Below are 22,736 nucleotides of genomic sequence, written 5' to 3'. Positions count from 1 at the left end.
ACATCGAGAACCACTCAGTGGACGCGTAGCACCAACAAACGGTGTGTTATCAAGTCATCGGCTTATTAGTACCAGTCAGCTGCATGCATTGCTGCACTTCCACATCTGGCCTATCAACCCAGTAGTCTGGCTGGGAGCCTCTCACCCGAAGGTATGGAAATCTCATCTTGAGGCCGGCTTCCCGCTTAGATGCTTTCAGCGGTTATCCATCCCGAACGTAGCTAATCAGCGGTGCTCCTGGCGGAACAACTGACACACCAGAGGTTCGTCCAACCCGGTCCTCTCGTACTAGGGTCAGATCCTCTCAAATTTCCTACGCGCGCAGCGGATAGGGACCGAACTGTCTCACGACGTTCTAAACCCAGCTCGCGTACCGCTTTAATGGGCGAACAGCCCAACCCTTGGGACCTACTCCAGCCCCAGGATGCGACGAGCCGACATCGAGGTGCCAAACCATGCCGTCGATATGGACTCTTGGGCAAGATCAGCCTGTTATCCCCGAGGTACCTTTTATCCGTTGAGCGACAGCGCTTCCACAAGCCACTGCCGGATCACTAGTCCCGACTTTCGTCCCTGCTCGACCTGTCAGTCTCACAGTCAAGCTCCCTTGTGCACTTACACTCGACACCTGATTGCCAACCAGGTTGAGGGAACCTTTGGGCGCCTCCGTTACTTTTTGGGAGGCAACCGCCCCAGTTAAACTACCCACCAGGCACTGTCCCTGAACCGGATTACGGTTCGAAGTTAGATATCCAGAGTGACCAGAGTGGTATTTCAACAATGACTCCACACGAACTGGCGTCCATGCTTCAAAGTCTCCCACCTATCCTACACAAGCCACACCGAACACCAATACCAAGCTGTAGTAAAGGTCACGGGGTCTTTCCGTCCTGCTGCGCGTAACGAGCATCTTTACTCGTAATGCAATTTCGCCGAGTTCGCGGTTGAGACAGTTGGGAAGTCGTTACGCCATTCGTGCAGGTCGGAACTTACCCGACAAGGAATTTCGCTACCTTAGGATGGTTATAGTTACCACCGCCGTTTACTGGGGCTTAAATTCTCAGCTTCGCCTTGCGGCTAACCGGTCCTCTTAACCTTCCAGCACCGGGCAGGCGTCAGTCCGTATACATCGTCTTGCGACTTGGCACGGACCTGTGTTTTTAGTAAACAGTCGCTACCCACTAGTCTCTGCGGCCACCACACCCTTTTCGGAGCAAGTCCGTATAAGTGGATGGCCCCCCTTCTCCCGAAGTTACGGGGGCATTTTGCCGAGTTCCTTAACCACGATTCTCTCGATCTCCTTGGTATTCTCTACCTGACCACCTGAGTCGGTTTGGGGTACGGGCGGCTAGAACCTCGCGTCGATGCTTTTCTTGGCAGCATAGGATCATCCACTTTTTATCCGCATCGTGTCTCAGCCTATGTGAACGGCGGATTTGCCTACCGTTCGGCCTACGCACTTGCACCAGGACAACCATCGCCTGGCTTGGACTACCTTCCTGCGTCACACCTGTTAATACGCTAACCGCACCAGAATGGGGTCGTGCGCTAGGCCCAGAGCGTCACCCCGAAGGGATCAGTCACTGGGATTCAGACACTTAGCACTACTGGATTAGCTTGGGCGGTTCTTCGCCGGTACGGGAATATCAACCCGTTGTCCATCGACTACGCCTGTCGGCCTCGCCTTAGGTCCCGACTTACCCAGGGAAGATTAGCTTGACCCTGGAACCCTTGGTCTTTCGGAGGACGTGTTTCTCACACGTCATTCGCTACTCATGCCTGCATTCTCACTCGTGTAGCCTCCACGGCTGGTTTACACCGCCGCTTCGCTGGCCACACGACGCTCTCCTACCCATCAACACGGCTGGACCACGAAGGCCTACCAATAATGTCAATGCCACAACTTCGGTGGCGTGCTTGAGCCCCGTTACATTGTCGGCGCGGAATCACTTGACCAGTGAGCTATTACGCACTCTTTCAAGGGTGGCTGCTTCTAAGCCAACCTCCTGGTTGTCAAGGCAACTCCACATCCTTTCCCACTTAGCACGCGCTTTGGGACCTTAGTTGGTGGTCTGGGTTGTTTCCCTCTCGACTATGAAGCTTATCCCCCACAGTCTCACTGCTGCGCTCTCACTTACCGGCATTCGGAGTTTGGCTGACGTCAGTAACCTTGTAGGGCCCATCGGCCATCCAGTAGCTCTACCTCCGGCAAGAAACACGCAACGCTGCACCTAAATGCATTTCGGAGAGAACCAGCTATCACGAAGTTTGATTGGCCTTTCACCCCTATCCACAGCTCATCCCCTCAGTTTTCAACCTAAGTGGGTTCGGTCCTCCACGACGTCTTACCGTCGCTTCAACCTGGCCATGGATAGATCACTTCGCTTCGGGTCTAGGACATGCGACTGAATCGCCCTATTCAGACTCGCTTTCGCTACGGCTACCCCACACGGGTTAACCTCGCCACATATCGCTAACTCGCAGGCTCATTCTTCAAAAGGCACGCTGTCACCCCTACTAAGGAGGCTCCAACGGTTTGTAAGCAAACGGTTTCAGGTACTATTTCACTCCCCTCCCGGGGTACTTTTCACCTTTCCCTCACGGTACTTGTCCGCTATCGGTCATCTGGGAGTATTTAGGCTTATCAGGTGGTCCTGACAGATTCACACGGGATTTCACGGGCCCCGTGCTACTTGGGATACTCTTCGCGCCAAGCAAGGCATTTCGACTACGGGGTTGGCACCCTCTATGACCGGCCTTTCAAGACCGTTCGTCTATACCTTCTTGTAACGCCGCCACCTCGGCAGAGATGACTGAAAAGTCCCACAACCCCCAACGTGCAACGCCTGCCGGCTATCACACACGCTAGGTTTAGCCTGTTCCGGTTTCGCTCGCCACTACTAACGGAATCGCGGTTGCTTTCTCTTCCTGTGGGTACTGAGATGTTTCACTTCCCCACGTTCCCTCTACCCGCCCTATATATTCAGGCGGGAGTCACTAGGTCGGCACGCCGCCCAGCGGGGTTTCCCCATTCGGACACCCTCGGATCAAAACTTGCTTATCAGTTCCCCGAGGCTTATCGCAGATTGCTACGTCCTTCTTCGGCTCCAGATGCCAAGGCATCCACCGTTTGCTCTTAAAGACTTGAAATCACATGAGTTTGAATCAAAAACTCGACCCCATCCGAAGATGGAATCTGAAATTGACTAATGATCTTTAAGATCATCTTGTGCAACAACCCGAAGGCCGTTGCAAGATGCTCGCGTCCACTGTGTAGTTCTCAAAGTACGGGCGGTGCCCCTTGACGCAACCCCAACCGGGGAAACGACAAAAGGCCCAGAGTAACCGACTGTGCACTCGACCCAAAGGCCAGTGCGCATCCGGTCCCTCAGGACCCAACAGCGTGCAGACACCGACCCCCTCACCCAGAACCTTCCAACCGCAAGCGGCGTACTAGCTCCGAGATCAGATCTCGATGTCATGTCAAATGTTCCACCCATGAGCTCCCAGCGAAGAACGTACGCCTTCGATCTGGGTTCTGGACACCCGAAGGTGTCAGATGCTCCTTAGAAAGGAGGTGATCCAGCCGCACCTTCCGGTACGGCTACCTTGTTACGACTTAGTCCTAATTACCGATCCCACCTTCGACGGCTCCCTCCACAAGGGTTAGGCCACCGGCTTCAGGTGTTACCGACTTTCATGACTTGACGGGCGGTGTGTACAAGACCCGGGAACGTATTCACCGCAGCGTTGCTGATCTGCGATTACTAGCGACTCCGACTTCATGAGGTCGAGTTGCAGACCTCAATCCGAACTGGGACCGGCTTTTTGGGATTCGCTCCACCTCGCGGTATTGCAGCCCTTTGTACCGGCCATTGTAGCATGCGTGAAGCCCAAGACATAAGGGGCATGATGATTTGACGTCATCCCCACCTTCCTCCGAGTTGACCCCGGCAGTATCCCATGAGTTCCCACCATTACGTGCTGGCAACATAGAACGAGGGTTGCGCTCGTTGCGGGACTTAACCCAACATCTCACGACACGAGCTGACGACAACCATGCACCACCTGTTTACGAGTGTCCAAAGAGTTGACCATTTCTGGCCCGTTCTCGTATATGTCAAGCCTTGGTAAGGTTCTTCGCGTTGCATCGAATTAATCCGCATGCTCCGCCGCTTGTGCGGGTCCCCGTCAATTCCTTTGAGTTTTAGCCTTGCGGCCGTACTCCCCAGGCGGGGAACTTAATGCGTTAGCTGCGTCACGGAATCCGTGGAATGGACCCCACAACTAGTTCCCAACGTTTACGGGGTGGACTACCAGGGTATCTAAGCCTGTTTGCTCCCCACCCTTTCGCTCCTCAGCGTCAGTTACGGCCCAGAGATCTGCCTTCGCCATCGGTGTTCCTCCTGATATCTGCGCATTCCACCGCTACACCAGGAATTCCAATCTCCCCTACCGCACTCTAGTCTGCCCGTACCCACTGCAGGCCCGAGGTTGAGCCTCGGGATTTCACAGCAGACGCGACAAACCGCCTACGAGCTCTTTACGCCCAATAATTCCGGATAACGCTTGCGCCCTACGTATTACCGCGGCTGCTGGCACGTAGTTAGCCGGCGCTTTTTCTGCAGGTACCGTCACTTTCGCTTCTTCCCTGCTAAAAGAGGTTTACAACCCGAAGGCCGTCATCCCTCACGCGGCGTTGCTGCATCAGGCTTGCGCCCATTGTGCAATATTCCCCACTGCTGCCTCCCGTAGGAGTCTGGGCCGTGTCTCAGTCCCAGTGTGGCCGGTCACCCTCTCAGGCCGGCTACCCGTCGACGCCTTGGTGAGCCATTACCTCACCAACAAGCTGATAGGCCGCGAGCCCATCCCCAACCGAAATTCTTTCCAGACGCAGACCATGCGGTCACGTCACATATCCAGTATTAGACGCCGTTTCCAGCGCTTATCCCAGAGTCAGGGGCAGGTTGCTCACGTGTTACTCACCCGTTCGCCACTGATCCCACAGAGCAAGCTCCGTGTTCACCGTTCGACTTGCATGTGTTAAGCACGCCGCCAGCGTTCATCCTGAGCCAGGATCAAACTCTCCGTAAAAAAGAAATGCATACCCCATCGGGAAAACGATGACGCAGCGAGTTTGATGCTGACCAAAGAGACAAATTCATTGCTGACTTCATCCGAATGCCAACCCCCAAGGGGCTGGTCTTTGATCCAAAGGAATTCTCACCCAGCCGAAAAACGACTGAACGAGGATAATTTGGCATTTGACAAGTGCACGCTGTTGAGTTCTCAAGGATCGGATGCTCCCACGACCCAGCCATCACAGCCAGGCCCGAAGGGCAACTTCTCTATCTTAGCCATCCCGACTCGCTTGTCAAATCAGCGCGCGGCGCGGATCGAAGATCCGCTGCGCAGCCGATTCCAGCTGCAGAAGGGGTGGACCTCCCATCCTAGACGCAAGCGTCTGATCTCTCAAGAGAGAGGATCGGGAGTGGTTCTCCGCTTGAGGGGGGTGAAGCTCTGGGCTTCTCCGCTTCCCTGTGGGGCGAACAAGTAATAAGTTACGTGGATTCCGGGGTTCTGGCAAATCGAGGCGGTACGCCCGGGCGTGTCGTCCGTCGTCCTCCGGCGGTTTACCCGGATCAGGGCGGTTTTCCGTCTGCGGAGACGCCAGGAGTACGATCGCGCCATGCTCATCCCGTCCGTCCGCAGTGCCCGCCGATGCTCCGACGAGGACGCCGGATGAGTGCCGGCCTCGCCCTCCTCTCCCGTGTCTGGACCGAGCTCGGCGGCGACCCCCGCATCCTCGGCGAGCTCGCCTCGGGCACCGGCGAAGTCCCGCTCCCTTCTCGAGTCGCCACCGGCGACCTCGCCTGGGCGAGCGTCGGTCTGGCGACGCTCGCGGCAGGCCGGCATCCGTCGGCGATGGATCCGGCCCGCATCGCCATGGCGTACCGGAGCGATCGTGTCCTGACGATCGACGGCACCGCTCCCCCGGTCTGGGCCGCGCTCTCCGGGTTCTGGCGGACAGCAGACGGATGGATCCGCACCCACGGGAACTACCCCCATCACGCCACCGGCCTGCGCGCGGGGCTCCGGCTCGGCAGCACAGCCGACGCCGCCGACGTGCGCGATGCCCTCGCCGGACGGACATCCGCGGAGGCCATCGAGTCGATCAGCGCCGCAGGCGGCCTCGCCGTCGCGGTGTCGAACGAGGATCCGGCCGCCGATGCGCGGCTCCGGCAGACGCCGCTCCTCGACATCCGTCCGATCGGCACCGCAGACCCTCGGCGCGAGGTCCTCTCCGGATCGTCGTCGCATCCGCTCACCGGCATCCGCGTCCTCGATCTCACGCGGGTGATCGCCGGCCCGGTCTGCACCCGCACACTCGCGCTGCTCGGCGCCGACGTGCTGCGCGTCGACCCGCCGGGGCTGCCCGAGCCGGAGTGGCAGCACCTGGACACCGGCCACGGGAAGCGCTCGACCCTGCTGGACGCGCGCTCCGCGCGATTCGAGGAGCTGCTCGCCGGCGCGGACGTGGTGGTTCTCGGATACCGGCCCGCCGCACTCGCCCGCCTCGGACTCGATCCGCCGTCACTCGCGCGGCGGCATCCCGGACTGATCGTCGCCCAGCTCAGCGCCTGGGGCATGGATCACCCGCAGCGGGCGGGCTTCGACAGCCTCGTGCAGGCCGAGTCGGGGATCGCGCTCATCGAATCTCCCGACGGGGAGCGACCCGGAGCACTCCCCGCTCAGGCGCTCGACCACAGCGCGGGGTATCTGCTGGCCGCCGCGGTCACGATGCTGCGGCGCCGCCGCGCCCGCGAAGGCGGCTCGTGGTGGGTGCAGACCTCGTTGAGACGCGTCGCCGCCGAGCTTCTCGGCATGCCTCGCCGTGCCGAGCCGGACGACGAGGTCGCGCTCGACCCGGCGCCGCACGTCGCGCGGTTCCCCGTCGGCGACACCGAGCTGGTGACGGCGCGGCCCGCGCTCCCGGGCTTCGAGTTCGCGGCGCCTCACCCCTGGGGAGCGGATCAGCCCCGCTGGTGAGATCGTCGCCCCACCGACAGGACTATGCACAGCACCAGGGTGACGGCGCCCCACAGCGCGCACGCCGGCGGAAGCACCCGATACGCGAGGTGCTGCACGGTGAACTCCGCGTCGAGCGGCCCGAGAACGGCCAGGCCCACGAGCCATGCCGCGACCAGGACCACCGGCAGCGACAGCCACCACGTCACGCGGACACCGTGCGGCAGCCGCTGCGAGAACTCGGGACGCGGATCCTGGCGACGCAGCCAGAGCAGTCCCCACACGCCGATGATCACGAGTCCGAGCACGCTCGACCCGTGCTGCAGCCACTTGAATCCGGTGAGCGGGCCCCACATCTCGTCGAGGGCCGGGAGAACCTGCACGCCCCATCGCCCCTCGTGCGTGAACAGGTCCCAGACGATGTGCGAGAGCACTCCGAGGATGAGCGAGACGCCGAGCAGCAGCGGATAGACGCGCTTCTCCCCCACGCCCACCGCTCGTCCGGCCGCCTCGACGGCACCGACGTTCCACTCCTCGGGCAGGCGTCGCGCGAGCCACCGCGGAGCGAGCTCCGGGACGGCGGGACGCAGCACCGCGCGCCACACGAGGAACAGCACGAAGGCCACGACCGCCGTCCACACGATGTTCGCGAAGGTATGGGTGAACGAGTAGTCCAGCCCGATGCCGCGCACGAACAGCGGGAGATCAGGGGTCATCGCACCGATCGCGATCGCCGCCGGCACCAGCGGCGTGCGGATGAACGGCAGCGCGACGACCGCGTGGCTCGGCGTGAACGGCATCCGCTGCTCAGCCGATGAAGACGCCCGCGAGGGTCTTCTTGCCGCGGCGGAGCACGGAGACTCCCCCGGGGAGAGAACCCTGGACCGTGGCCGCCTCGTCTTCGACGCGTTCACCGTCGAGCGAGACACCGCCCTGGGCGATCGCGCGCCGGGCCTCGCCCAGGCTCGTCACGAGCTCGGTCGCGACCAGGGCTTCGACCACCGGCGTGCCGGCGGCCACCGTCGCGTTCGGGAGTTCTTCGAGCGCGGTGCGCAGCGTCGATGCATCCAGTGCGGTCAGGTCGCCCTGCCCGAACAGCGCCTCGGATGCCGCGATCACGGCGGCGGTCGCATCGATCCCGTGCACCGTGGCGACGACCTCGAGGGCGAGACGCTTCTGCGCGGCACGGCGGAACGGCTCCGTCTCGACCAGCGCGGCGTACTCATCGATCTCGGCGCGGCTGAGGAAGGTGAACACCTTCAGTCGCTCGATCACGTCGGCGTCGGCCGTGCTCAACCAGAACTGGTACATCCGGTACGGGCTGCACATCTCGGCGTCGAGCCAGATCGCGTTGCCCTCGCTCTTGCCGAACTTCGTGCCGTCGCTGTTCGTGATCAGCGGCGTGCCGATCGCGTGGGCGGACACGCCTTCCGCACGACGGATGAGGTCGGTGCCGCTCGTGAGGTTGCCCCACTGGTCCGAGCCGCCGGTCTGCAGCACGCAGTCGTACTGGCGGTACAGCTCGAGGTAGTCCATGCCCTGCAGGATCTGGTAGCTGAACTCGGTGTAGCTGATGCCCTCGTCGGACGCGAGGCGCGCAGCGACGGCATCCTTCTTCAGCATCGTGCCGACGCGGTAGTGCTTGCCGATCTCGCGCAGGAAGTCGATCGCCGACATCGGCGCCGTCCAGTCGAGGTTGTTCACCATGCGCGCGGCATTGTCGCCGTCGAAGCTGAGGTACCGCTCCACCTGCGTGCGCAGCCTGTCGACCCACTCGGCGACGGTCTCGCGCGTGTTCAACGTGCGCTCCGCCGTGGGCCGCGGGTCACCGATGAGACCGGTGGACCCGCCGACGAGCCCCAGCGGCTTGTGACCCGCCAGCTGGAGGCGCCGCATCGTCAGCAGCTGCACGAGGTTCCCGAGGTGCAGGCTCGGCGCCGTCGGATCGAACCCGCAGTAATACGTGATCGGGTCTCCCGCGAGAAGGGCGCGGAGCGCCTCCTGGTCGGTGGACACGTGGACGAGCCCGCGCCACAGCAGTTCGTCCCACACGTTCTCGAACGTGGGGTCGATCGCCGGAGTCGCGGTCGTCAGAGCGGGAGTTGACACGCGCTCCAGGCTATCAGCGCGCGCACTCCCGCTCCGCGCGTCACACGGCCGCGTCGAGACGGGAGCGCTCGTCCTCCGTCAGGATCACGGATGCCGCATCCATCGCCGTGTCCAGCTGCGAGAGCCTGCTCCCGCCGAGGATGGGACGGATGCCGCGGGCCAGCTGCCACGCCAGCACGACCTGCCCGCGCTCGAGACCGCGATCCGCCGCGATCTCGGTGAGCACCCGCAGGCGCCGATCGCTCCCGGGGTGGTCGTACTCCTCGGGGACGGGCTTCGCGTCGTTGTCGTAGGCGCCGGAGAGCAGCGGGGTGTAGGCCCAGGTCTCCAGTCCGTTCTCGACCGCGTAGTCGTGCTGCTCGTCGCTCATCACACCGAAACGATGGATGACGCCGGGCGGGCGCGTGCCGGGACGAACCCGCAGGTAGGTGCTGTTGAGCTGGAAGGCGTCGATCGGGATGCTGCCGATCGTGCGGGCGTGCGCCCTGGCGCGCTCGATGCGCCAGGCGGGGTGGTTGGAGGCGCCGACGCGGCGCACGATGCCGTCGCCGGTGAGGACGGCCAGGCCGTCGACCGTCTCCTCGATCGGAACGGCACGGTCCTCCTGGTGCAGCCAGAGCAGATCGATCGTGTCGATGCCGAGGCGATCGAGGCTGCCACTCACGGCGTCGTGGATCGCGCGCGGCGAGAGACCGGCGCGGTGCTCGGGCCAGGATCCCGGCCACAGCGGTTCCGCACCGACCTTCGTCGAGAGGCGGATCCGGTCGCGCACGCCGGGCCGCGCGGCGAACCATCGGCCGAGCACCGCCTCGGATGCACCGCCGTGCCCGCTCTCACTGGCCCAGAAGCTGTAGCAGTCGGCGGTGTCGATCCACACGCCGCCGCGCTCGACGAAGCGGTCGAGCAGCGCGAAGGAGGTGTCCTCGTCGACGAGGGTGCCGAACGACATCGCACCGAGGACGATCGGGGAGACAGGGGTGTCGAGATGTGTCATGAGCCCACTGTGCAACCTGGAGCGCACTCCAGGTCAAGCTCTAGGATCGAGCGCATGACGACGTACACACCCGCGGAGACCGCGGCCCGTTCCGGGTTCAGCATCGACACTCTGCGGTACTACGAGCGCGAGGGAATCCTTCCCGGAGTCCGACGCACCTCCGGCGGACACCGGGCGTACACGGATGTCGAGCTCGGGCTGCTCGAGTTCCTCAAATGCCTGCGCGAGACCGGGATGCCGGTGGAGCGGCTGCGTCGCTACGGCCAGCTGTGCCAGAGGGACGACTCCGTCCCGGAGCGGATCGCACTGCTCGAAGAGCACGCCGAGACCGTGGAGCGTCAGCTCGCGGAGGTGCTGGCGCAGCAGCAGCGCCTTGCCGAGAAGCTCGCCTGGTACCGCACGCAGCTCGGCTGATCCTCGGCCGGCGCGGTCAGCTGTGGGCCGCCCACCAGACCAGGAAGGCCGCGCTCAACGCGATCACCCAGCTGACGAGGCTGCCGACGAGGAAGTACTCGGCGCGGGCGCCGGTCTCGCCGTCGCGGGAGATCTCCGGGAAGCGGACGATGCCCTTCGCCGCGAGCATCGCAGCGAGGACCGGGTAGGCCGCCGCAAGGGTGAGGATCATCACGATCGTGCGCTCCAGCGGGCCGATCAGGCGACCGCCCTTGAAGCCGCCGCGACCGTCGGCGGGCATGGTCGTGGCCGCGACTGCCGGCGTCGCGGGGGCGGCGTCGGGCTCGAGGACGGCGGCTTCGGGCGCGGCGAGTTCGGACGCGACAGGCTCGGGCGCGGACTGCTCCGCCTCGGCGGGTCGCCAGGTGTGTTCGCCGTCGAGCGCCGCCCGCACCACGAGGTTCGCGGACTCCAGCAGGAAGACGCCCGCGCCGAGGACGAGCATCGCGAGATCGAACGAGACATCGCCGAAGGGCGAGCGCAGGCTCCAGACAGCGCCGATGAGTCCGGCATCCGCCCGCGCGCCGAGCGACACGACGGCGCCGACGCTCAGGACGCCGAGAAGGACGGCAGGCCAGAAGCCCAGCGGAGCCCGCCGTTCGTCAGGCATGGACCAGACCCAGAGCGCACCCACCACGAGGGCGGCGATCATCGGCAGCAGCGCATCGCTGACGCTGCCGAGGAGCAGGAGCAGCACGGCCACGGTCAGGTACCCGATCCAGCGTCGCGGAGCGAACTGGCGGACGAGGTCGACGGCGCCGACGGCGAGGAGGACGAATCCGGCGATGATCATGCGGACCCTCCTCGCAGGACGGAGACTCCCTCGAGGAGCGCCGCGGCCCCTGCGCTGCGCAGCGACTTCGAGACGCTCGGCTGCGAGATGCCCTCTTCTTCGGCGAGCTCATGCTGCGACCTGCCGATCAGGCGGCCGTAGGTCAGGCGGCGTTCGCGTTCGCTCATCGCGCCGACCAGCTCGTCGCGTACGAGCAGGTAGGCGTTCGACGCCGCGATCGTGCTCTCCATGACCTCATCCTGCCCCGGGGCTCCGACAATCCAGGTGCGCGCGCGCGGGATGGCGCGTCCTTCGCGGGCGTGCACGGTGTCGATCGCCGCTCGCGCGGCGTACCACCCCGGGCCGTCGGCCAGCTCGCCGTGGACGGATTCGACGGCGGACACCTCCCCCACCCCGATGCCGAAGCGGAAGCCGATCCCGTCGGGCAGCCGCAGCTGGATCATCAGCAGCGAGATCAGGGCCTCGCCGAGGTCGCGATAGACGCCCTGCTGCTCGTCGCCCACCGTGGGCGTGAGCGGCTGAGCGGCGAGCGGGAGGTCGGCTTCGACCCGCGCGATCGTCTCGTCCAGCACCTGCTGTGCGGCGGTGCGATCGTCGAGCTTGCGAGAGCCCACGATGTCGGCGAGTACGGCGATGACCATGACATAACCATAACACGCATAACTTCACTTTATGCCTTCAATGGCTATATATTGAGAACATGCCTGAATCGCACATCATCCCGTGGAACGCCGGAACCTGGACCACCGCCCCGCAGACAGCGATCGAGACCGACGAGCTCGAGGTCACCGCCGTCGAGGGCAGCGACGCCTGGCGGCACACCGCCTACGGCTTCGTCCACGACACCGAGCATGCCCTCCTCGCCCCCTTGGGCGTGGGAGAGGCGATGGAGGTCGCCTTCCGCGCGCCGTGGGACGGGCAGTTCGATCAGGCCGGCGTCTTCGTCCGGATCGACGCCGAGCACTGGATGAAAGCCGGTGTCGAGTACGCCGACGACCACCTGGGACTCGGCGCGGTCGTCACGGCGGGCGGCTCGGACTGGTCGGTCGGCCATGTCGACGAATGGCTCGAGAGCGAGATCACGGTGCGGGTGAGCCGGTGGGCGGATGCCCTGATCGTCCGCGCTCGCGCCGACGACGGCCCGTGGCGACTCGTGCGGGTCGCTCCGTTCGACGGCGCGGCCACGGCATCCGCCGGTCCCCTCCTCGCCTCCCCGACCCGTGCCGGTTTCACCGTGCGGTTCACCCGCTGGACCCGTTCCGAGGCCGACACCGACCTGCACTGAACGGGCGTGCGCTGACGCGGCGTCGGCTACAGACCGAGGGCGTGAGCCGCGGCCTGCGCCCGGGCGACGAGTTCCGCGCGCTGCTCGGTCACCCGTACCGGAGCGGTGCCGCCGGCACCGGTCCGCGACGCCACGGAGCCCTCGATCGTGAGGACCTCGCGCACTGCCGGGACCAGATGCGGCGAGACCGACAGCAGCAGCTCGTCTGACGCGTCCTCGAGACCGATCCCTTGCTCTTCGCACGCGCGCACGAGCGCGCCGGAGATCTCATGGGCGTCACGGAACGGGACCCGCTGCTTCACGAGCCACTCGGCCACATCGGTCGCGAGCGAGAAGCCCTGCGGTGCGAGCTCAGCCATCCGCTCGGTGTCGAAGCGCAGCGTGGCGATCATGCCCGCGAAGGCAGGGAGCAGCACCTCGAGGGTCTGCACCGAGTCGAACACCGGCTCCTTGTCCTCCTGCAGGTCGCGGTTGTACGCGAGCGGCAATCCCTTCAAGGTCGCCAGCAGGCCGGACAGGTTGCCGATGAGCCGACCGGACTTGCCGCGTGCGAGCTCGGCGATGTCGGGGTTCTTCTTCTGCGGCATGATGCTGGAGCCGGTCGAGTAGCCGTCGTCGAGCGTGACGAAGCCGAACTCGCGGGTGTTCCAGAGGATGATCTCCTCCGCCAGGCGGGAGATGTCGACTCCGGTCATGGCGGTGATGAAGGCGAACTCCGCCACGACGTCGCGTGCCGCGGTGCCGTCGAGCGAGTTCTCGGCCGGGCGGTCGAGCCCGAGCTCGGTCGCCACGAGCGCCGGGTCGAGACCGAGCGTCGAGCCGGCCAGCGCTCCCCCGCCGTAGGGCGAGACCCCGGCGCGACGACGCCAGTCCACGAGCCGTTCGAGCTCGCGCACCAGCGGCCAGCCGTGCGCCTGGAGGTGATGGGCGAGCAGCACGGGCTGCGCGTGCTGCAGGTGCGTGCGTCCGGGGAGGATCGCGTCGGGGTGCGCCTCGGCCTGTGCGACGAGGGCGTCGATGACCCGCAGGATGTCGCGGGCGATCACCCGCGCGTGATCGATCAGGTACATGCGCACGAGGGTCGCGATCTGGTCGTTGCGGCTTCGGCCCGCCCGGAGCCGTCCGCCGAGCTCGGGGCCGAGCTCCACGATGAGCGCCTGCTCGAGCGCGCCGTGCACGTCCTCGTCCGTCGGCACCGGGAGCAGCGTGCCGTCCGCGACCTTGCGCGCCACGGCATCCAGCCCGGCGTGCATCCGCTCGGCCTCGTCCGGCTCGAGATACCCGGCGGCGGCGAGCGCCGTCGCGTGCGCGTGCGAGCCGGCGATGTCGTAGGGCGCGAGGATCCAGTCGAAGTGCGTCGAGCGGCTGAGCTCCACCAGCTCGGGCGACGGGCCCGTCGCGAACCGGGCGCCCCAGAGTGCTCCCTCGTTGGTGCCTTCGTGCGTCGAGTCGGTCATCACGCGTCCTTCTTGCCGAGCAGCCAGACCAGCAGGGCCTTCTGCGCGTGCAGGCGGTTCTCGGCTTCGTCCCACACGACGCTCTGCGGTCCGTCGATCACGGTCGAGTCGACCTCGTAGCCGCGGTCGGCCGGGAGGCAGTGGATGAAGATCGCCTCGGAGTCGGCGAGCTCCATCGTCTCCGGCGTCACCTTGTAGCCGCCGAGATCGCGGATGCGCGCGATCTTCTCCTCTTCCTTGCCCATGGACACCCACGTGTCGGTGACCACGACGTCGGCGCCCGCGGCGGCCTCGACCGGGTCGGTGTAGAGCGCGATCGATCCCCCGGTCTCCGCGGCACGGCGGTCCGCCGCCTCGATCACGTCGGCACGCGGCGCGTAGTCGGCCGGGGAGGCGATGCGCACGTGCATGCCGGCGGTGACGCAGGCCAGCGCGTAGGAGTGCGCCATGTTGCTCTGGCCGTCGCCGAAGAACGTGAGGGTGAGACCCTTGAGCTCTCCCTTGTGCTCGCGGATCGTGAGCAGGTCCGCCAGCAGCTGGCAGGGGTGGAAGTCGTCCGAGAGCGCGTTGATCACGGGGACACGCGTGCCCTCCGCCATCTCCTCGAGCCCGGCCTGCGCATAGGTGCGCCACACGATCGCCGCGACCTGCCGCTCGAGCACGCGCGCCGTGTCGGACGGCGTCTCCTTGCCGCCCAGCTGGCTGTTCGCCGTCGAGATGATGAGCGGCGAGCCGCCGAGGTCCGCGATGCCCACCGCGAACGACACCCGGGTGCGGGTCGAGGACTTGTCGAAGATCACGGCGACGGTCTGCGGACCGGCCAGGCTCTTGTCGGCCCAGCGGTCCTTCTTCAGCTCGATGGCGAGATCGAGGATCTCCGCCTGCTCGGCGGGCGTGAGGTCGTCGTCACGCAGCAGGTGGCGGGTCATGCGGGAACCTTTCCAGAGACGGATGCCGAGACATCGGCGAGAGCAGCGGCGAACAGCTCGCGGAACTCGGCGAGCTCGTCGTCGCCGATCGTGAGGGCGGGTGCGATGCGCACGGTCTCGGGGTTCGCGGCGTTCACGATGAGGCCGCGCTCCTGCGCCGCGGCGACGACGTCGCCGGCGACCGGTGCGCTCAGCGCGACACCGATCAGGAGGCCGCGGCCGCGCACGGCGGAGATCAGCGGCGAGTCGAGGCCGAGGATCAGCTCGCGCAGCTCCTCCCCGCGGCGTGCGGCGTTCTCGACGAGTCCGGCGCGCTCGATCTCGGTCAGCACCGCATCGGCCACCGCGGTCGCGAGCGGGTTGCCGCCGAAGGTGGAACCGTGGGACCCGGGCGTGAACAGATCGCTGGCCGCACCGTAGGTGACCAGGGCGCCGATCGGGAAGCCGCCGCCGATGCCCTTCGCGAGGGTGATCGCGTCGGGGGTGATCCCCTCGTGGCTGAAACCGAACCAGGCGCCGGTGCGTCCGGCCCCGGTCTGGATCTCGTCCACGATCAGCAGGGCGCCGTGCGCCAGCGTCAGCGAGCGGGCGGCGGCCAGGTAGCCCTCCGGCAGCTCGACCACACCGGCCTCGCCCTGGATGGGCTCGACGATGACCGCGGCGACGCGGTCATCCATGGCCGCCTCGAGCGCTTCGATCGTCGCGGGGATGTGCTCGACCCCGCCCGGCATCGGCTCGAACGGGGCACGCATCGACGCCTTCGCCGTCATGGCGAGCGACCCCATCGTGCGGCCGTGGAAGCCGTTCTCGAGGGCGATGATCCGCGGACGCTCGGTGCCGCCGTGCAGGCGGGCGAGCTTGAACGCCGCCTCGTTCGCCTCGGCCCCGGAGTTCGAGAAGTACACCCGTCCGTCGATGCCCGCGCCGGCGAGACGCTTGAGGCGGGCGGCGAGTGCCAGCTGCGGCGGGGTCGCGAAGTAGTTCGACACGTGTGCGAGCGTCGCGGCCTGCTTCGAAATCGCCTCGACGAACACGGGGTGCGCGTGGCCGAGCGAAGTCACGGCGATGCCGGCCAGGAAGTCCAGATAGCGTCGGTCATCGGCATCCCAGAGGTACGAGCCCTCACCCCTGGTGAGCAGAGCAAGCCGGGCTCCGGCGTTCTGCACGAGATCGCGCGCCACATCGTCCTGCCAGACGGTCATGCCGTCACCTCCGTCTTTCCCAGAACCACTTCGGTTCCGATTCCCTTGCTGGTGAAGAGCTCGACGAGCACCGAGTGCGGCACCCGTCCGTCGATGATGGCCGCTGCGTCGACGCCGCCCTCGACGGCGTCGAGACAGGCGCGCATCTTGGGGATCATCCCGGACTCGAGCGTCGGAAGCATCCGGATGAGATCCTCCGATGTCAGATGCGACACGAGCGAGTCCCGATTGGGCCAGTCCGCGTAGAGCCCCGGAACGTCGGTCAGCACGACGAGCTTGCGGGCCTTGAGGGCGACGGCGAGTGCCGCCGCCGCGGCATCCGCGTTGACGTTGAGCGACTGGCCGGGGTGATCGAGATCCGGGGCGATGCTCGAGACCACCGGCACGCGACCCGCCGCGAGGTGGTCGAGCACGGGAGTCGGGTCGACCTCGACGACGTCGCCGACGCGACCGAGATCGACCTCGAGCCCGTCGATGACCACGCCGCGGCGGCGTCCGCCGAAGAGTCCGGCATCCTCACCGCTGAGTCCGGTCGCGATGGGTCCGTGCGAGTTGATCTTCGAGACCAGCTGCGGGTTCACCTGACCGGTGAGCACCATCCGCACGACGCTGATCGCCTCGGTGTTGGTGACGCGGTAGCCGCCCTTGAACTCGCTGGGGATCTCGAGCCGCTGCAGCATGTCGGAGATCTGGGGACCGCCGCCGTGCACGACCACCGGCTGCACGCCGACGTTGCGGAGATAGGCGATGTCCTGCGCGAAGGCATCCTGCAGCTCGTCCGACACCATGGCGTTGCCGCCGTACTTGATGACGACGATCTGGTCGCGGAACTTCTTCAGCCACGGCAGCGACTCGATGAGGGTCGTCGCCTTCTGCGCGGCGACCTCGGCGGGGGTGTCCTGGATGTCGGTCATGAGGCGTAGGCGCTGTTCTCGTGCACGTAGTCGTGGGTGAGGTCGTTGGTGAGGATCGTCGCCGTCGCGTCGCCCGACTTCAGGTCGATCACGAGGTGCGTGGCGCGCGGGGTCAGGTCGACCTCCTCGCGGGGGCGATCCGGACCACCCTGGCTGCACACCCGCACGCCGTTCATCCAGACGTCGACGTCGTAGGGGTCGAACTGGGCGTTCGTGGTGCCGATCGCCGCGAGCACCCGACCCCAGTTGGGGTCGTTGCCGAAGATCGCCGCCTTGAAGAGGTTGTTGCGGGCGACGGAGCGGCCGACCTCGACGGCCTCCTGCTCGGATGCCGCGTGCTGCACTTCGATCGTGATGTCGTGGCTCGCGCCCTCGGCGTCGCCCTGCAGCTTCACCGCGAGCTGCTGGGAGAGCTCGGTCAGCGCGGCGGCGAAGTCGTCGAGGTCGGGGACGATCCCCGAGGCGCCGTTGGCGAGCAGCGTCACCTGATCATTGGTCGACATGCAGCCGTCCGAGTCGAGCCGGTCGAAGGTCTGCCCGGTCGCACGGCGGAGGGCCGCGTCGGCGTCGAGCGGCTCGACGACCGCATCGGTGGTGATCACCACGAGCATCGTGGCGAGCCCGGGCGCCAGCATCCCCGCGCCCTTCGCCATGCCGCCGATCGTCCAGCCGTCCCGGGAGACGACCGCCGTCTTCGACACGGAGTCGGTGGTCATGATCGCCTCGGCAGCTGCCTGTCCCCCGTCGGCGCTGAGCTCGGCGATCGCCTGCGCGGTGCCGTCGAGCACCTTGGCGCGGAACACCTCGTCGCCGACGCCGATCAGGCCGGTGGAGCAGATCAGGACGTCGCCGGCGCTGACGCCGAGGAGCTCGGCGGCCTTCTCGGCGGTCTGATGCGTGGTCTGGAATCCGAAGGCGCCGGTGAAGCAGTTCGCACCGCCGGAGTTGAGCACGACCGCCTCGACGACGCGGTCGGCGACCGCCTGCTGCGACCAGATGATCGGGTTGGCCTTGGCGCGGTTGCTCGTGAACACCGCGGCTCCGACCTTGCGCGGTCCGCGGTTGACGACGACGGCGACGTCGGGCTTGCCGGTGGACTTGAGCCCTGCGGCGACACCGGCCGCCTCGAATCCTGCGGGGGCGGTGACGCTCACGGCGCGACTCCGTTCACTGAGAGGGCGCGGCCTTCGGGGAGGCCGAGCGCGAGGTTCATGGACTGGATGGCGGCGCCCGCCGTGCCCTTGACGAGGTTGTCGACCGCGGTGACGACCGTGACGCGGTTCGCGGCACGGTCGATCGCGAGGCCGATCAGGGCGGTGTTGGCCCCGAGCACGTCGGCGGTGCGCGGGAAGCGTCCCTCCGGGAGGAGCTGCACGAAGGTCTCGCCGGCGTAGGCGCTCTCCCACGCGTCGCGGATCTGCGCGTCGGAGGCTCCTTCGACGATCGGTGCGGTGGAGGTGGCGAGGATTCCGCGGGACATCGGCACCAGCACCGGGGTGAACGAGATGCGGACGTCGCCGCCCTGGGTTCCTGAGCCTGTCGAGGGGATCGCCGCGGCGAGCGCCTGCCGGATCTCGGGGATGTGCCGGTGCGTGCCCCCGACCGCGTAGGGGTTGGCGGTGCCGAGGATCTCACTGGCGAGCAGATTGCTCTTGAGGCTCTTGCCCGCGCCCGAGGGGCCTACCGCGAGGACCGAGACGATGTCGGACGGGTCGATGACCCCGGCGGCGATACCCGGCGCGAGGCTGAGGCTCACCGTGGACGCGTTGCACCCCGGCGCCGCGATACGGCTCGCTCCGCGCAGGTGCTCGCGCTGCTTCACGCCGTCGACGAGGAGTTCCGGCACGCCGTAGGTCCAGGCGTCGTGGAACGTGCCGCCGTAGAAGGCGTCCCACGCGGACGGCGACGTGAGCCGGTGGTCGGCACCGGCGTCGATCACGAGCGGCACGTCGCCGAGCGCATCCGTGTACTGGCCGGACTGCCCGTGCGGCAGCGCGAGGAACACGATGTCGTGACCGGCGAGGATCTGCGGCGTCGTGTCCTGAAGGGTGAGGTGGGCCAGCGAGCGCAGGTGCGGCTGATGGTCGATGAGCGGCTGGCCGGCGTTCGAGTGAGCCGTCACTGTGCGGATCTCGATGTCGGGATGATCGGCCAGGAGGCGCAGAATCTCGCCGCCTGCGTAGCCGGATGCGCCGGAGACGGCGACGGTATACGTCATGCTTCTACCTTAACGGTCGGGCCCTCGAGGAATCGGGGACCATGGTCGGGGCCGGAGCGGCGACACCGGCACTCGACCGCCGCGCGTGCGCAGGCAGGAATCCGGGGTCGCCTAGAGTCGGCGGCCGCCGCGGCGTCGGCGCACGACGATGACGCCCGTGACACCCTTCGTCTCGCTGCGCTCGCTCAGGAACCGCGTAGCGGGAGCGAGGACGGCCGAAGGCATGTCGCGACAGTAGCGCGGGCGGCGCGGCATCCGCAAATCCGCGCCGTCACACGACCGGATGCACCTCCGTCGGCGCGGCGAAGAAGGCGAGTTCGTGCGCACTCGACGTCTCGAACGCTCGGAGCATCCGCGCCCTCGTCGCAGGCTCCGCCGCCGCAGCCGCGGCGGCCACGACCTCGATCGCTCGACGCGTCGCCTCTTCGAAGGCGGGGTCGGCATACGTCGCGAGCCAGGATGCGTACGGATGCCGCGGGTCGCGCGCGTGCGCACCGAATTCCCCCGCGTGCAGCCGCTGCCCGAGGTCGGTGTAGAGCCAGAAGCACGGGAGGAGCGCGGCGATGAGCTCACGGTAGTCGCCGCCGAAGGCGACCGAGCGCAGATGGTCGAGGTAGGCGATCGTCGCGGGTGCGGGTTCGGCGATGAAGGTCGCCGCCCCCACGCCCTGCGACGGCGACAGCCATGCGGCGTGCAGCTCGAGCTCGCCCACGATCGAGCCGTGCGCGGAGTTCGCCCAGAACGCCTGCTCCGCGGAGGTGGGCGCGAGCCGTGCCGCCTCGGCGAGCACGCGCGCGTAGTCCCGCAGGTAGAGGGCGTCCTGCGCCAGGTAGAACAGGAACGGCTCGCGCGCGAGTGTCCCGTCCGCGAGTGCGCGGATGAACGGCTGCTCGTCGATCGCCGCACGGGTGTCGGCGATCTGCCGCCACCAGTCCGCCTCGATCTCTGCGGCCGCCGGTCGGGTCTCCAGACCGCCGCGCGTCCAGAGGCCGGCGAAGTGGCTGATCGGCCCCTGCCCTCGCCCGACGCGCAGCGACTCCCCTTCGCGCAGCGACTCGCGGAGCCAGGCGCGCGCGCCGGCCACGGCCGTGGTCGCATCCTCTCCCTGCGCGAGCCGGGTGGCGAGCGCCGATGACAGGGAGCACCCGGTGCCGTGCGTGTTCCGGGTGGCGATCCGCGGGCCGGTGAACTCCTCCCGGAGCCCTCGCCGCGCGTCGATCAGCGCATCCGGCGCCTCTTCCCCTGGCAGGTGCCCGCCCTTCACGAGCACCATCGCGCCGACCTCGGACGACAGCTCCTCGGCTGCGGCGAGGGCGTCCGGCCAGTCGGCGGGCACGCGGCCGACCAGCACGGCGAGCTCCGCGAGGTTCGGCGTGATGAGGTGGGCGTGACGGAGAAGCCGATGCAGCTCGCCCTCCGCCTCGGGATCGAGCAGACGGTCTCCCGAGGTCGCGACCATCACGGGGTCGAGGACGACGATGGGCGGCCGCACGGCGTCGAGCCAGGTTCCCACGGTGCGGATGACCTCGGCGTCGGCCAGCATCCCGATCTTCACCGCATCGATCGTGACATCGTCCGACAGCGCCTCCAGCTGAGCCCGCAGGAAGTCCGTCGGAGGCACGTGCACGCCGCGGACGCCCTCGGTGTTCTGGGCCGTCAGGGCCGTGATCGCGGCCATTCCGTAGCCGCCGTTCGCGGCGATCGACTTCAGATCGGCCTGGATCCCCGCCCCTCCCGACGGGTCGCTGCCGGCGATGCTGAGGATGCGCGGGGCCGTGCCGGAGTGCCAGCGCCGTCGGAACTCCGCGGCGACCCGGCCGGGGTCGTCAGCCGCGCACAGCGCCGACACGACGGCGAGGCCGGCCGCGCCCGCCTCTCGCAGCGCCTCGGTGTCGTCGATCCCGACGCCCCCGATCGCCACGCACGGGAGGGGGCTCGCCGCCGCAAAGACACGGAAGCCGTCGATGCCGAGAGCCGGCGGGTGGTCGGGTTTCGTGAGGGTGGGGCGGATGACGCCGACGCCGAGGTGATCGACGGTGCCGGGCGGCAGCGCGCGCACGGCATCCAGGTGCGCGGCGCTGTTCGCCGTCAGGCCGATGAGCGCATCGGGTCCGAGCGCCTCGCGGGCCCGGAGGACGGAGGCGTCACCCTGCCCCAGGTGCACCCCATCCACCCGGGCTCCGCGTTCGCGCGCCACGAGGGCGGCGTCGAGGCGGTCGTTCACGACGAGGCGCGCGCGCCCGGCGATCACGTGCGAGAGTTCGACCAGCTGCTCGACGATCTCGGCATCGGTCGCCGACTTGTCGCGCAGCTGCACGATGCGCACGCCTCCGTCGACCGCCTGACGCACCGTCTCGACGACTCCCCGCGGACCGCAGAGCTCGGGATCGGTGACGAGGTAGAGCGAGAGATCGGCGTTCACAGGACACCGCTCTCGACACGGGCGCCGGCGATGAGGTCCGCGGGATCCACCGCGGCGAGCGCGTCGAGCAGCGCGACGGCGAAGCTGCCCGGCCCCGTCGACCGGAGCGCGGCCTGCTCCGCCGCGATCGTGTAGACGAGGCTGGCCGAGGCGACGGCGGTGAGCGCGTCGACGCCTGCGGGCCTGGCCGCTCCGAGGAACGCGGCCATCACCGCGCCGAGCGCGCAGCCGCCGCCGGTGACTCTCGTGAGCAGTTCATCGCCGTTCGCAATGCGCAGCACACGCTGTCCGTCGGTGATCAGGTCGACGGGGCCGGAGACGGCCACCACGCTCCCGAAGCGCGTGGCGAGCGACACGGCCGCGTCGGCCGCGGCATCCGTGGTGTCCGTCGCATCCACGCCGCGTCCACCCGCGCTGAGACCCGCGAGCGCGAGGATCTCCGAGGCGTTGCCGCGGATCGCGGTGGGGCACTGCGCGACCAGTTGGTGTGCGAGCGCCGTGCGCACCGGCAACGCGCCGATCGCGACCGGGTCGAGCACCCAGGGTGTTCCTGCGACGACGGCGCCCGTGACCGCCTCGACGCTCGCCGCGCGCTGTTCGGGCGTCGGAGTGCCGAGGTTCACCAGCAGACCGGAGGCCACACCGGCGAACATGCCGGCCTCGTTGACGATGTCGACCATGGCGGGAGCCGCCCCCACGGCGAGCAGCACGTTCGCCGTGAAGCCGGTGACGACGGCGTTCGTGATGCAGTGCGTCAGCGGCGGAGCCTCGCGCAGCACCCCCAGCAGTGTCCCGGCCGAAGCCGCGAGGTCGATGGTGGAATCAGGACGCAGACGATCGCTCATGGGCGACATCCCTTCGCTAGTACGAACTAGATCAGGTTCGACGGGTCTGTTCTCAGCCGCGGATGCGGCACCCCGTGTCACTGCTC

Annotated in this window: 16 protein-coding genes, 2 rRNA genes and 1 riboswitch; of the genes, 3 read left to right on the top strand and 15 right to left on the bottom strand. The window is 67.1% G+C overall.

What is annotated here, in order from left to right; genetic code table 11:
- Positions 1–45: 45 nt before the first annotated feature.
- Both MRBLWH11_RS12585 and MRBLWH11_RS12580 read right to left on the bottom strand, forming a co-directional pair.
- A 23S ribosomal RNA gene (locus tag MRBLWH11_RS12585) occupies positions 46–3,150 on the bottom strand.
- Positions 3,151–3,570: 420 nt separating this feature from the next.
- Positions 3,571–5,094, bottom strand: a 16S ribosomal RNA gene (locus tag MRBLWH11_RS12580).
- The 16S and 23S rRNA genes sit together here, the layout of an rRNA operon.
- Before the next feature lie 648 nt (positions 5,095–5,742).
- Here MRBLWH11_RS12580 and MRBLWH11_RS12575 point away from each other — a divergent pair.
- Entirely contained in the window at positions 5,743–7,050 is a 1,308-nt protein-coding gene (locus MRBLWH11_RS12575; RefSeq protein WP_341945119.1) for a CoA transferase, read from the top strand.
- Here the strand turns inward: MRBLWH11_RS12575 and MRBLWH11_RS12570 are convergent.
- The 3 genes from MRBLWH11_RS12570 to MRBLWH11_RS12560 are packed head-to-tail and all read right to left on the bottom strand — an operon-like array spanning position 7,035 to position 10,132.
- A complete protein-coding gene (locus MRBLWH11_RS12570) occupies positions 7,035–7,829 on the bottom strand; it encodes a DUF4184 family protein (RefSeq protein WP_341945118.1) in 795 nt (264 codons plus the stop codon). The two genes, MRBLWH11_RS12575 and MRBLWH11_RS12570, sit on opposite strands and share 16 nt — an antisense overlap.
- 7 nt (positions 7,830–7,836) lie before the next feature.
- On the bottom strand, positions 7,837–9,138 hold the full coding sequence (gene tyrS, locus MRBLWH11_RS12565; RefSeq protein ID WP_116636310.1) for a tyrosine--tRNA ligase: 1,302 nt from the start codon (positions 9,136–9,138) through the stop codon (positions 7,837–7,839).
- A 40-nt stretch (positions 9,139–9,178) separates the two neighbouring features.
- Positions 9,179–10,132, bottom strand: a complete 954-nt coding sequence (locus MRBLWH11_RS12560) for an aldo/keto reductase (RefSeq protein WP_341945117.1) — start codon at positions 10,130–10,132, stop codon at positions 9,179–9,181.
- Between the two features lie 54 nt (positions 10,133–10,186).
- On the opposite strand from MRBLWH11_RS12560, the gene MRBLWH11_RS12555 reads away from it, so the two are divergent.
- On the top strand, positions 10,187–10,546 hold the full coding sequence (locus MRBLWH11_RS12555) for a MerR family transcriptional regulator (RefSeq protein ID WP_341945116.1): 360 nt from the start codon (positions 10,187–10,189) through the stop codon (positions 10,544–10,546).
- 16 nt (positions 10,547–10,562) lie between these two features.
- On the opposite strand, the gene MRBLWH11_RS12550 is transcribed toward MRBLWH11_RS12555, so the two are convergent.
- Together MRBLWH11_RS12550 and MRBLWH11_RS12545 are read right to left on the bottom strand one after the other, a co-directional pair.
- The gene (locus MRBLWH11_RS12550; RefSeq protein WP_341945115.1) at positions 10,563–11,378 is read right to left on the bottom strand and encodes a hypothetical protein; all 816 of its coding nucleotides are present in this window, start codon (positions 11,376–11,378) and stop codon (positions 10,563–10,565) included.
- The gene (locus MRBLWH11_RS12545; protein ID WP_116636314.1) at positions 11,375–12,019 is read right to left on the bottom strand and encodes a SatD family protein; all 645 of its coding nucleotides are present in this window, start codon (positions 12,017–12,019) and stop codon (positions 11,375–11,377) included. Before MRBLWH11_RS12545 ends, MRBLWH11_RS12550 begins: the two co-directional genes overlap by 4 nt.
- Before the next feature lie 59 nt (positions 12,020–12,078).
- Here MRBLWH11_RS12545 and MRBLWH11_RS12540 point away from each other — a divergent pair, with 59 nt between their 5' ends.
- Positions 12,079–12,663 (top strand): DUF1349 domain-containing protein, encoded by a 585-nt coding sequence (locus tag MRBLWH11_RS12540; protein WP_341945114.1) that lies wholly within the window; start codon positions 12,079–12,081, stop codon positions 12,661–12,663.
- A gap of 26 nt (positions 12,664–12,689) precedes the next feature.
- On the opposite strand, the gene argH is transcribed toward MRBLWH11_RS12540, so the two are convergent.
- From argH to thiM, 8 genes are all read right to left on the bottom strand, one after another.
- On the bottom strand, positions 12,690–14,120 hold the full coding sequence (gene argH, locus MRBLWH11_RS12535; RefSeq protein WP_341945113.1) for an argininosuccinate lyase: 1,431 nt from the start codon (positions 14,118–14,120) through the stop codon (positions 12,690–12,692).
- Positions 14,120–15,049, bottom strand: a complete 930-nt coding sequence (gene argF, locus MRBLWH11_RS12530) for an ornithine carbamoyltransferase (RefSeq protein ID WP_116636317.1) — start codon at positions 15,047–15,049, stop codon at positions 14,120–14,122. The genes argH and argF overlap by 1 nt, the downstream gene beginning before the upstream one ends.
- A complete protein-coding gene (locus tag MRBLWH11_RS12525; RefSeq protein WP_341945112.1) occupies positions 15,046–16,251 on the bottom strand; it encodes an acetylornithine transaminase in 1,206 nt (401 codons plus the stop codon). The genes argF and MRBLWH11_RS12525 overlap by 4 nt, the downstream gene beginning before the upstream one ends.
- Complete coding sequence (gene argB, locus MRBLWH11_RS12520) at positions 16,248–17,165, bottom strand: acetylglutamate kinase (RefSeq protein ID WP_116636319.1); 918 nt, start codon at positions 17,163–17,165, stop codon at positions 16,248–16,250. The genes MRBLWH11_RS12525 and argB overlap by 4 nt, the downstream gene beginning before the upstream one ends.
- Positions 17,162–18,319, bottom strand: a complete 1,158-nt coding sequence (gene argJ, locus MRBLWH11_RS12515) for a bifunctional glutamate N-acetyltransferase/amino-acid acetyltransferase ArgJ (RefSeq protein ID WP_341945111.1) — start codon at positions 18,317–18,319, stop codon at positions 17,162–17,164. Before argJ ends, argB begins: the two co-directional genes overlap by 4 nt.
- On the bottom strand, positions 18,316–19,383 hold the full coding sequence (gene argC / locus MRBLWH11_RS12510; protein WP_116636321.1) for an N-acetyl-gamma-glutamyl-phosphate reductase: 1,068 nt from the start codon (positions 19,381–19,383) through the stop codon (positions 18,316–18,318). The genes argJ and argC overlap by 4 nt, the downstream gene beginning before the upstream one ends.
- Positions 19,384–19,654: 271 nt before the next feature.
- Positions 19,655–21,805: a bifunctional hydroxymethylpyrimidine kinase/phosphomethylpyrimidine kinase gene (locus tag MRBLWH11_RS12505; protein ID WP_341945110.1), complete on the bottom strand. Its 2,151-nt coding sequence runs from the start codon at positions 21,803–21,805 to the stop codon at positions 19,655–19,657.
- Positions 21,802–22,650, bottom strand: a complete 849-nt coding sequence (thiM, locus tag MRBLWH11_RS12500) for a hydroxyethylthiazole kinase (RefSeq protein ID WP_341945109.1) — start codon at positions 22,648–22,650, stop codon at positions 21,802–21,804. Before thiM ends, MRBLWH11_RS12505 begins: the two co-directional genes overlap by 4 nt.
- A riboswitch (TPP riboswitch) is annotated at positions 22,642–22,735 on the bottom strand. (Overlaps the previous gene by 9 nt.)
- Between the last annotated feature and the right edge of the window lies 1 nt (position 22,736).

The organism is Microbacterium sp. LWH11-1.2, assembly GCF_038397745.1.
Classification (GTDB): Bacteria; Actinomycetota; Actinomycetes; order Actinomycetales; family Microbacteriaceae; genus Microbacterium.
This window is presented reverse-complemented; position numbering and strand designations above follow the sequence as displayed.

Excerpts from the sequence above, each read along its gene's own strand:
- MRBLWH11_RS12575 (WP_341945119.1), top strand. The coding sequence starts at position 5,743 with ATGAGTGCCGGCCTCGCCCTCCTCTCCCGTGTCTGGACCGAGCTCGGC.
- MRBLWH11_RS12570 (WP_341945118.1), bottom strand. The coding sequence starts at position 7,829 with ATGCCGTTCACGCCGAGCCACGCGGTCGTCGCGCTGCCGTTCATCCGC.
- MRBLWH11_RS12560 (WP_341945117.1), bottom strand. The coding sequence starts at position 10,132 with ATGACACATCTCGACACCCCTGTCTCCCCGATCGTCCTCGGTGCGATG.
- MRBLWH11_RS12555 (WP_341945116.1), top strand. The coding sequence starts at position 10,187 with ATGACGACGTACACACCCGCGGAGACCGCGGCCCGTTCCGGGTTCAGC.
- MRBLWH11_RS12550 (WP_341945115.1), bottom strand. The coding sequence starts at position 11,378 with ATGATCATCGCCGGATTCGTCCTCCTCGCCGTCGGCGCCGTCGACCTC.
- MRBLWH11_RS12545 (WP_116636314.1), bottom strand. The coding sequence starts at position 12,019 with ATGGTCATCGCCGTACTCGCCGACATCGTGGGCTCTCGCAAGCTCGAC.
- MRBLWH11_RS12540 (WP_341945114.1), top strand. The coding sequence starts at position 12,079 with ATGCCTGAATCGCACATCATCCCGTGGAACGCCGGAACCTGGACCACC.
- argH (WP_341945113.1), bottom strand. The coding sequence starts at position 14,120 with ATGACCGACTCGACGCACGAAGGCACCAACGAGGGAGCACTCTGGGGC.
- argF (WP_116636317.1), bottom strand. The coding sequence starts at position 15,049 with ATGACCCGCCACCTGCTGCGTGACGACGACCTCACGCCCGCCGAGCAG.
- MRBLWH11_RS12525 (WP_341945112.1), bottom strand. The coding sequence starts at position 16,251 with ATGACCGTCTGGCAGGACGATGTGGCGCGCGATCTCGTGCAGAACGCC.
- argB (WP_116636319.1), bottom strand. The coding sequence starts at position 17,165 with ATGACCGACATCCAGGACACCCCCGCCGAGGTCGCCGCGCAGAAGGCG.
- argC (WP_116636321.1), bottom strand. The coding sequence starts at position 19,383 with ATGACGTATACCGTCGCCGTCTCCGGCGCATCCGGCTACGCAGGCGGC.
- thiM (WP_341945109.1), bottom strand. The coding sequence starts at position 22,650 with ATGAGCGATCGTCTGCGTCCTGATTCCACCATCGACCTCGCGGCTTCG.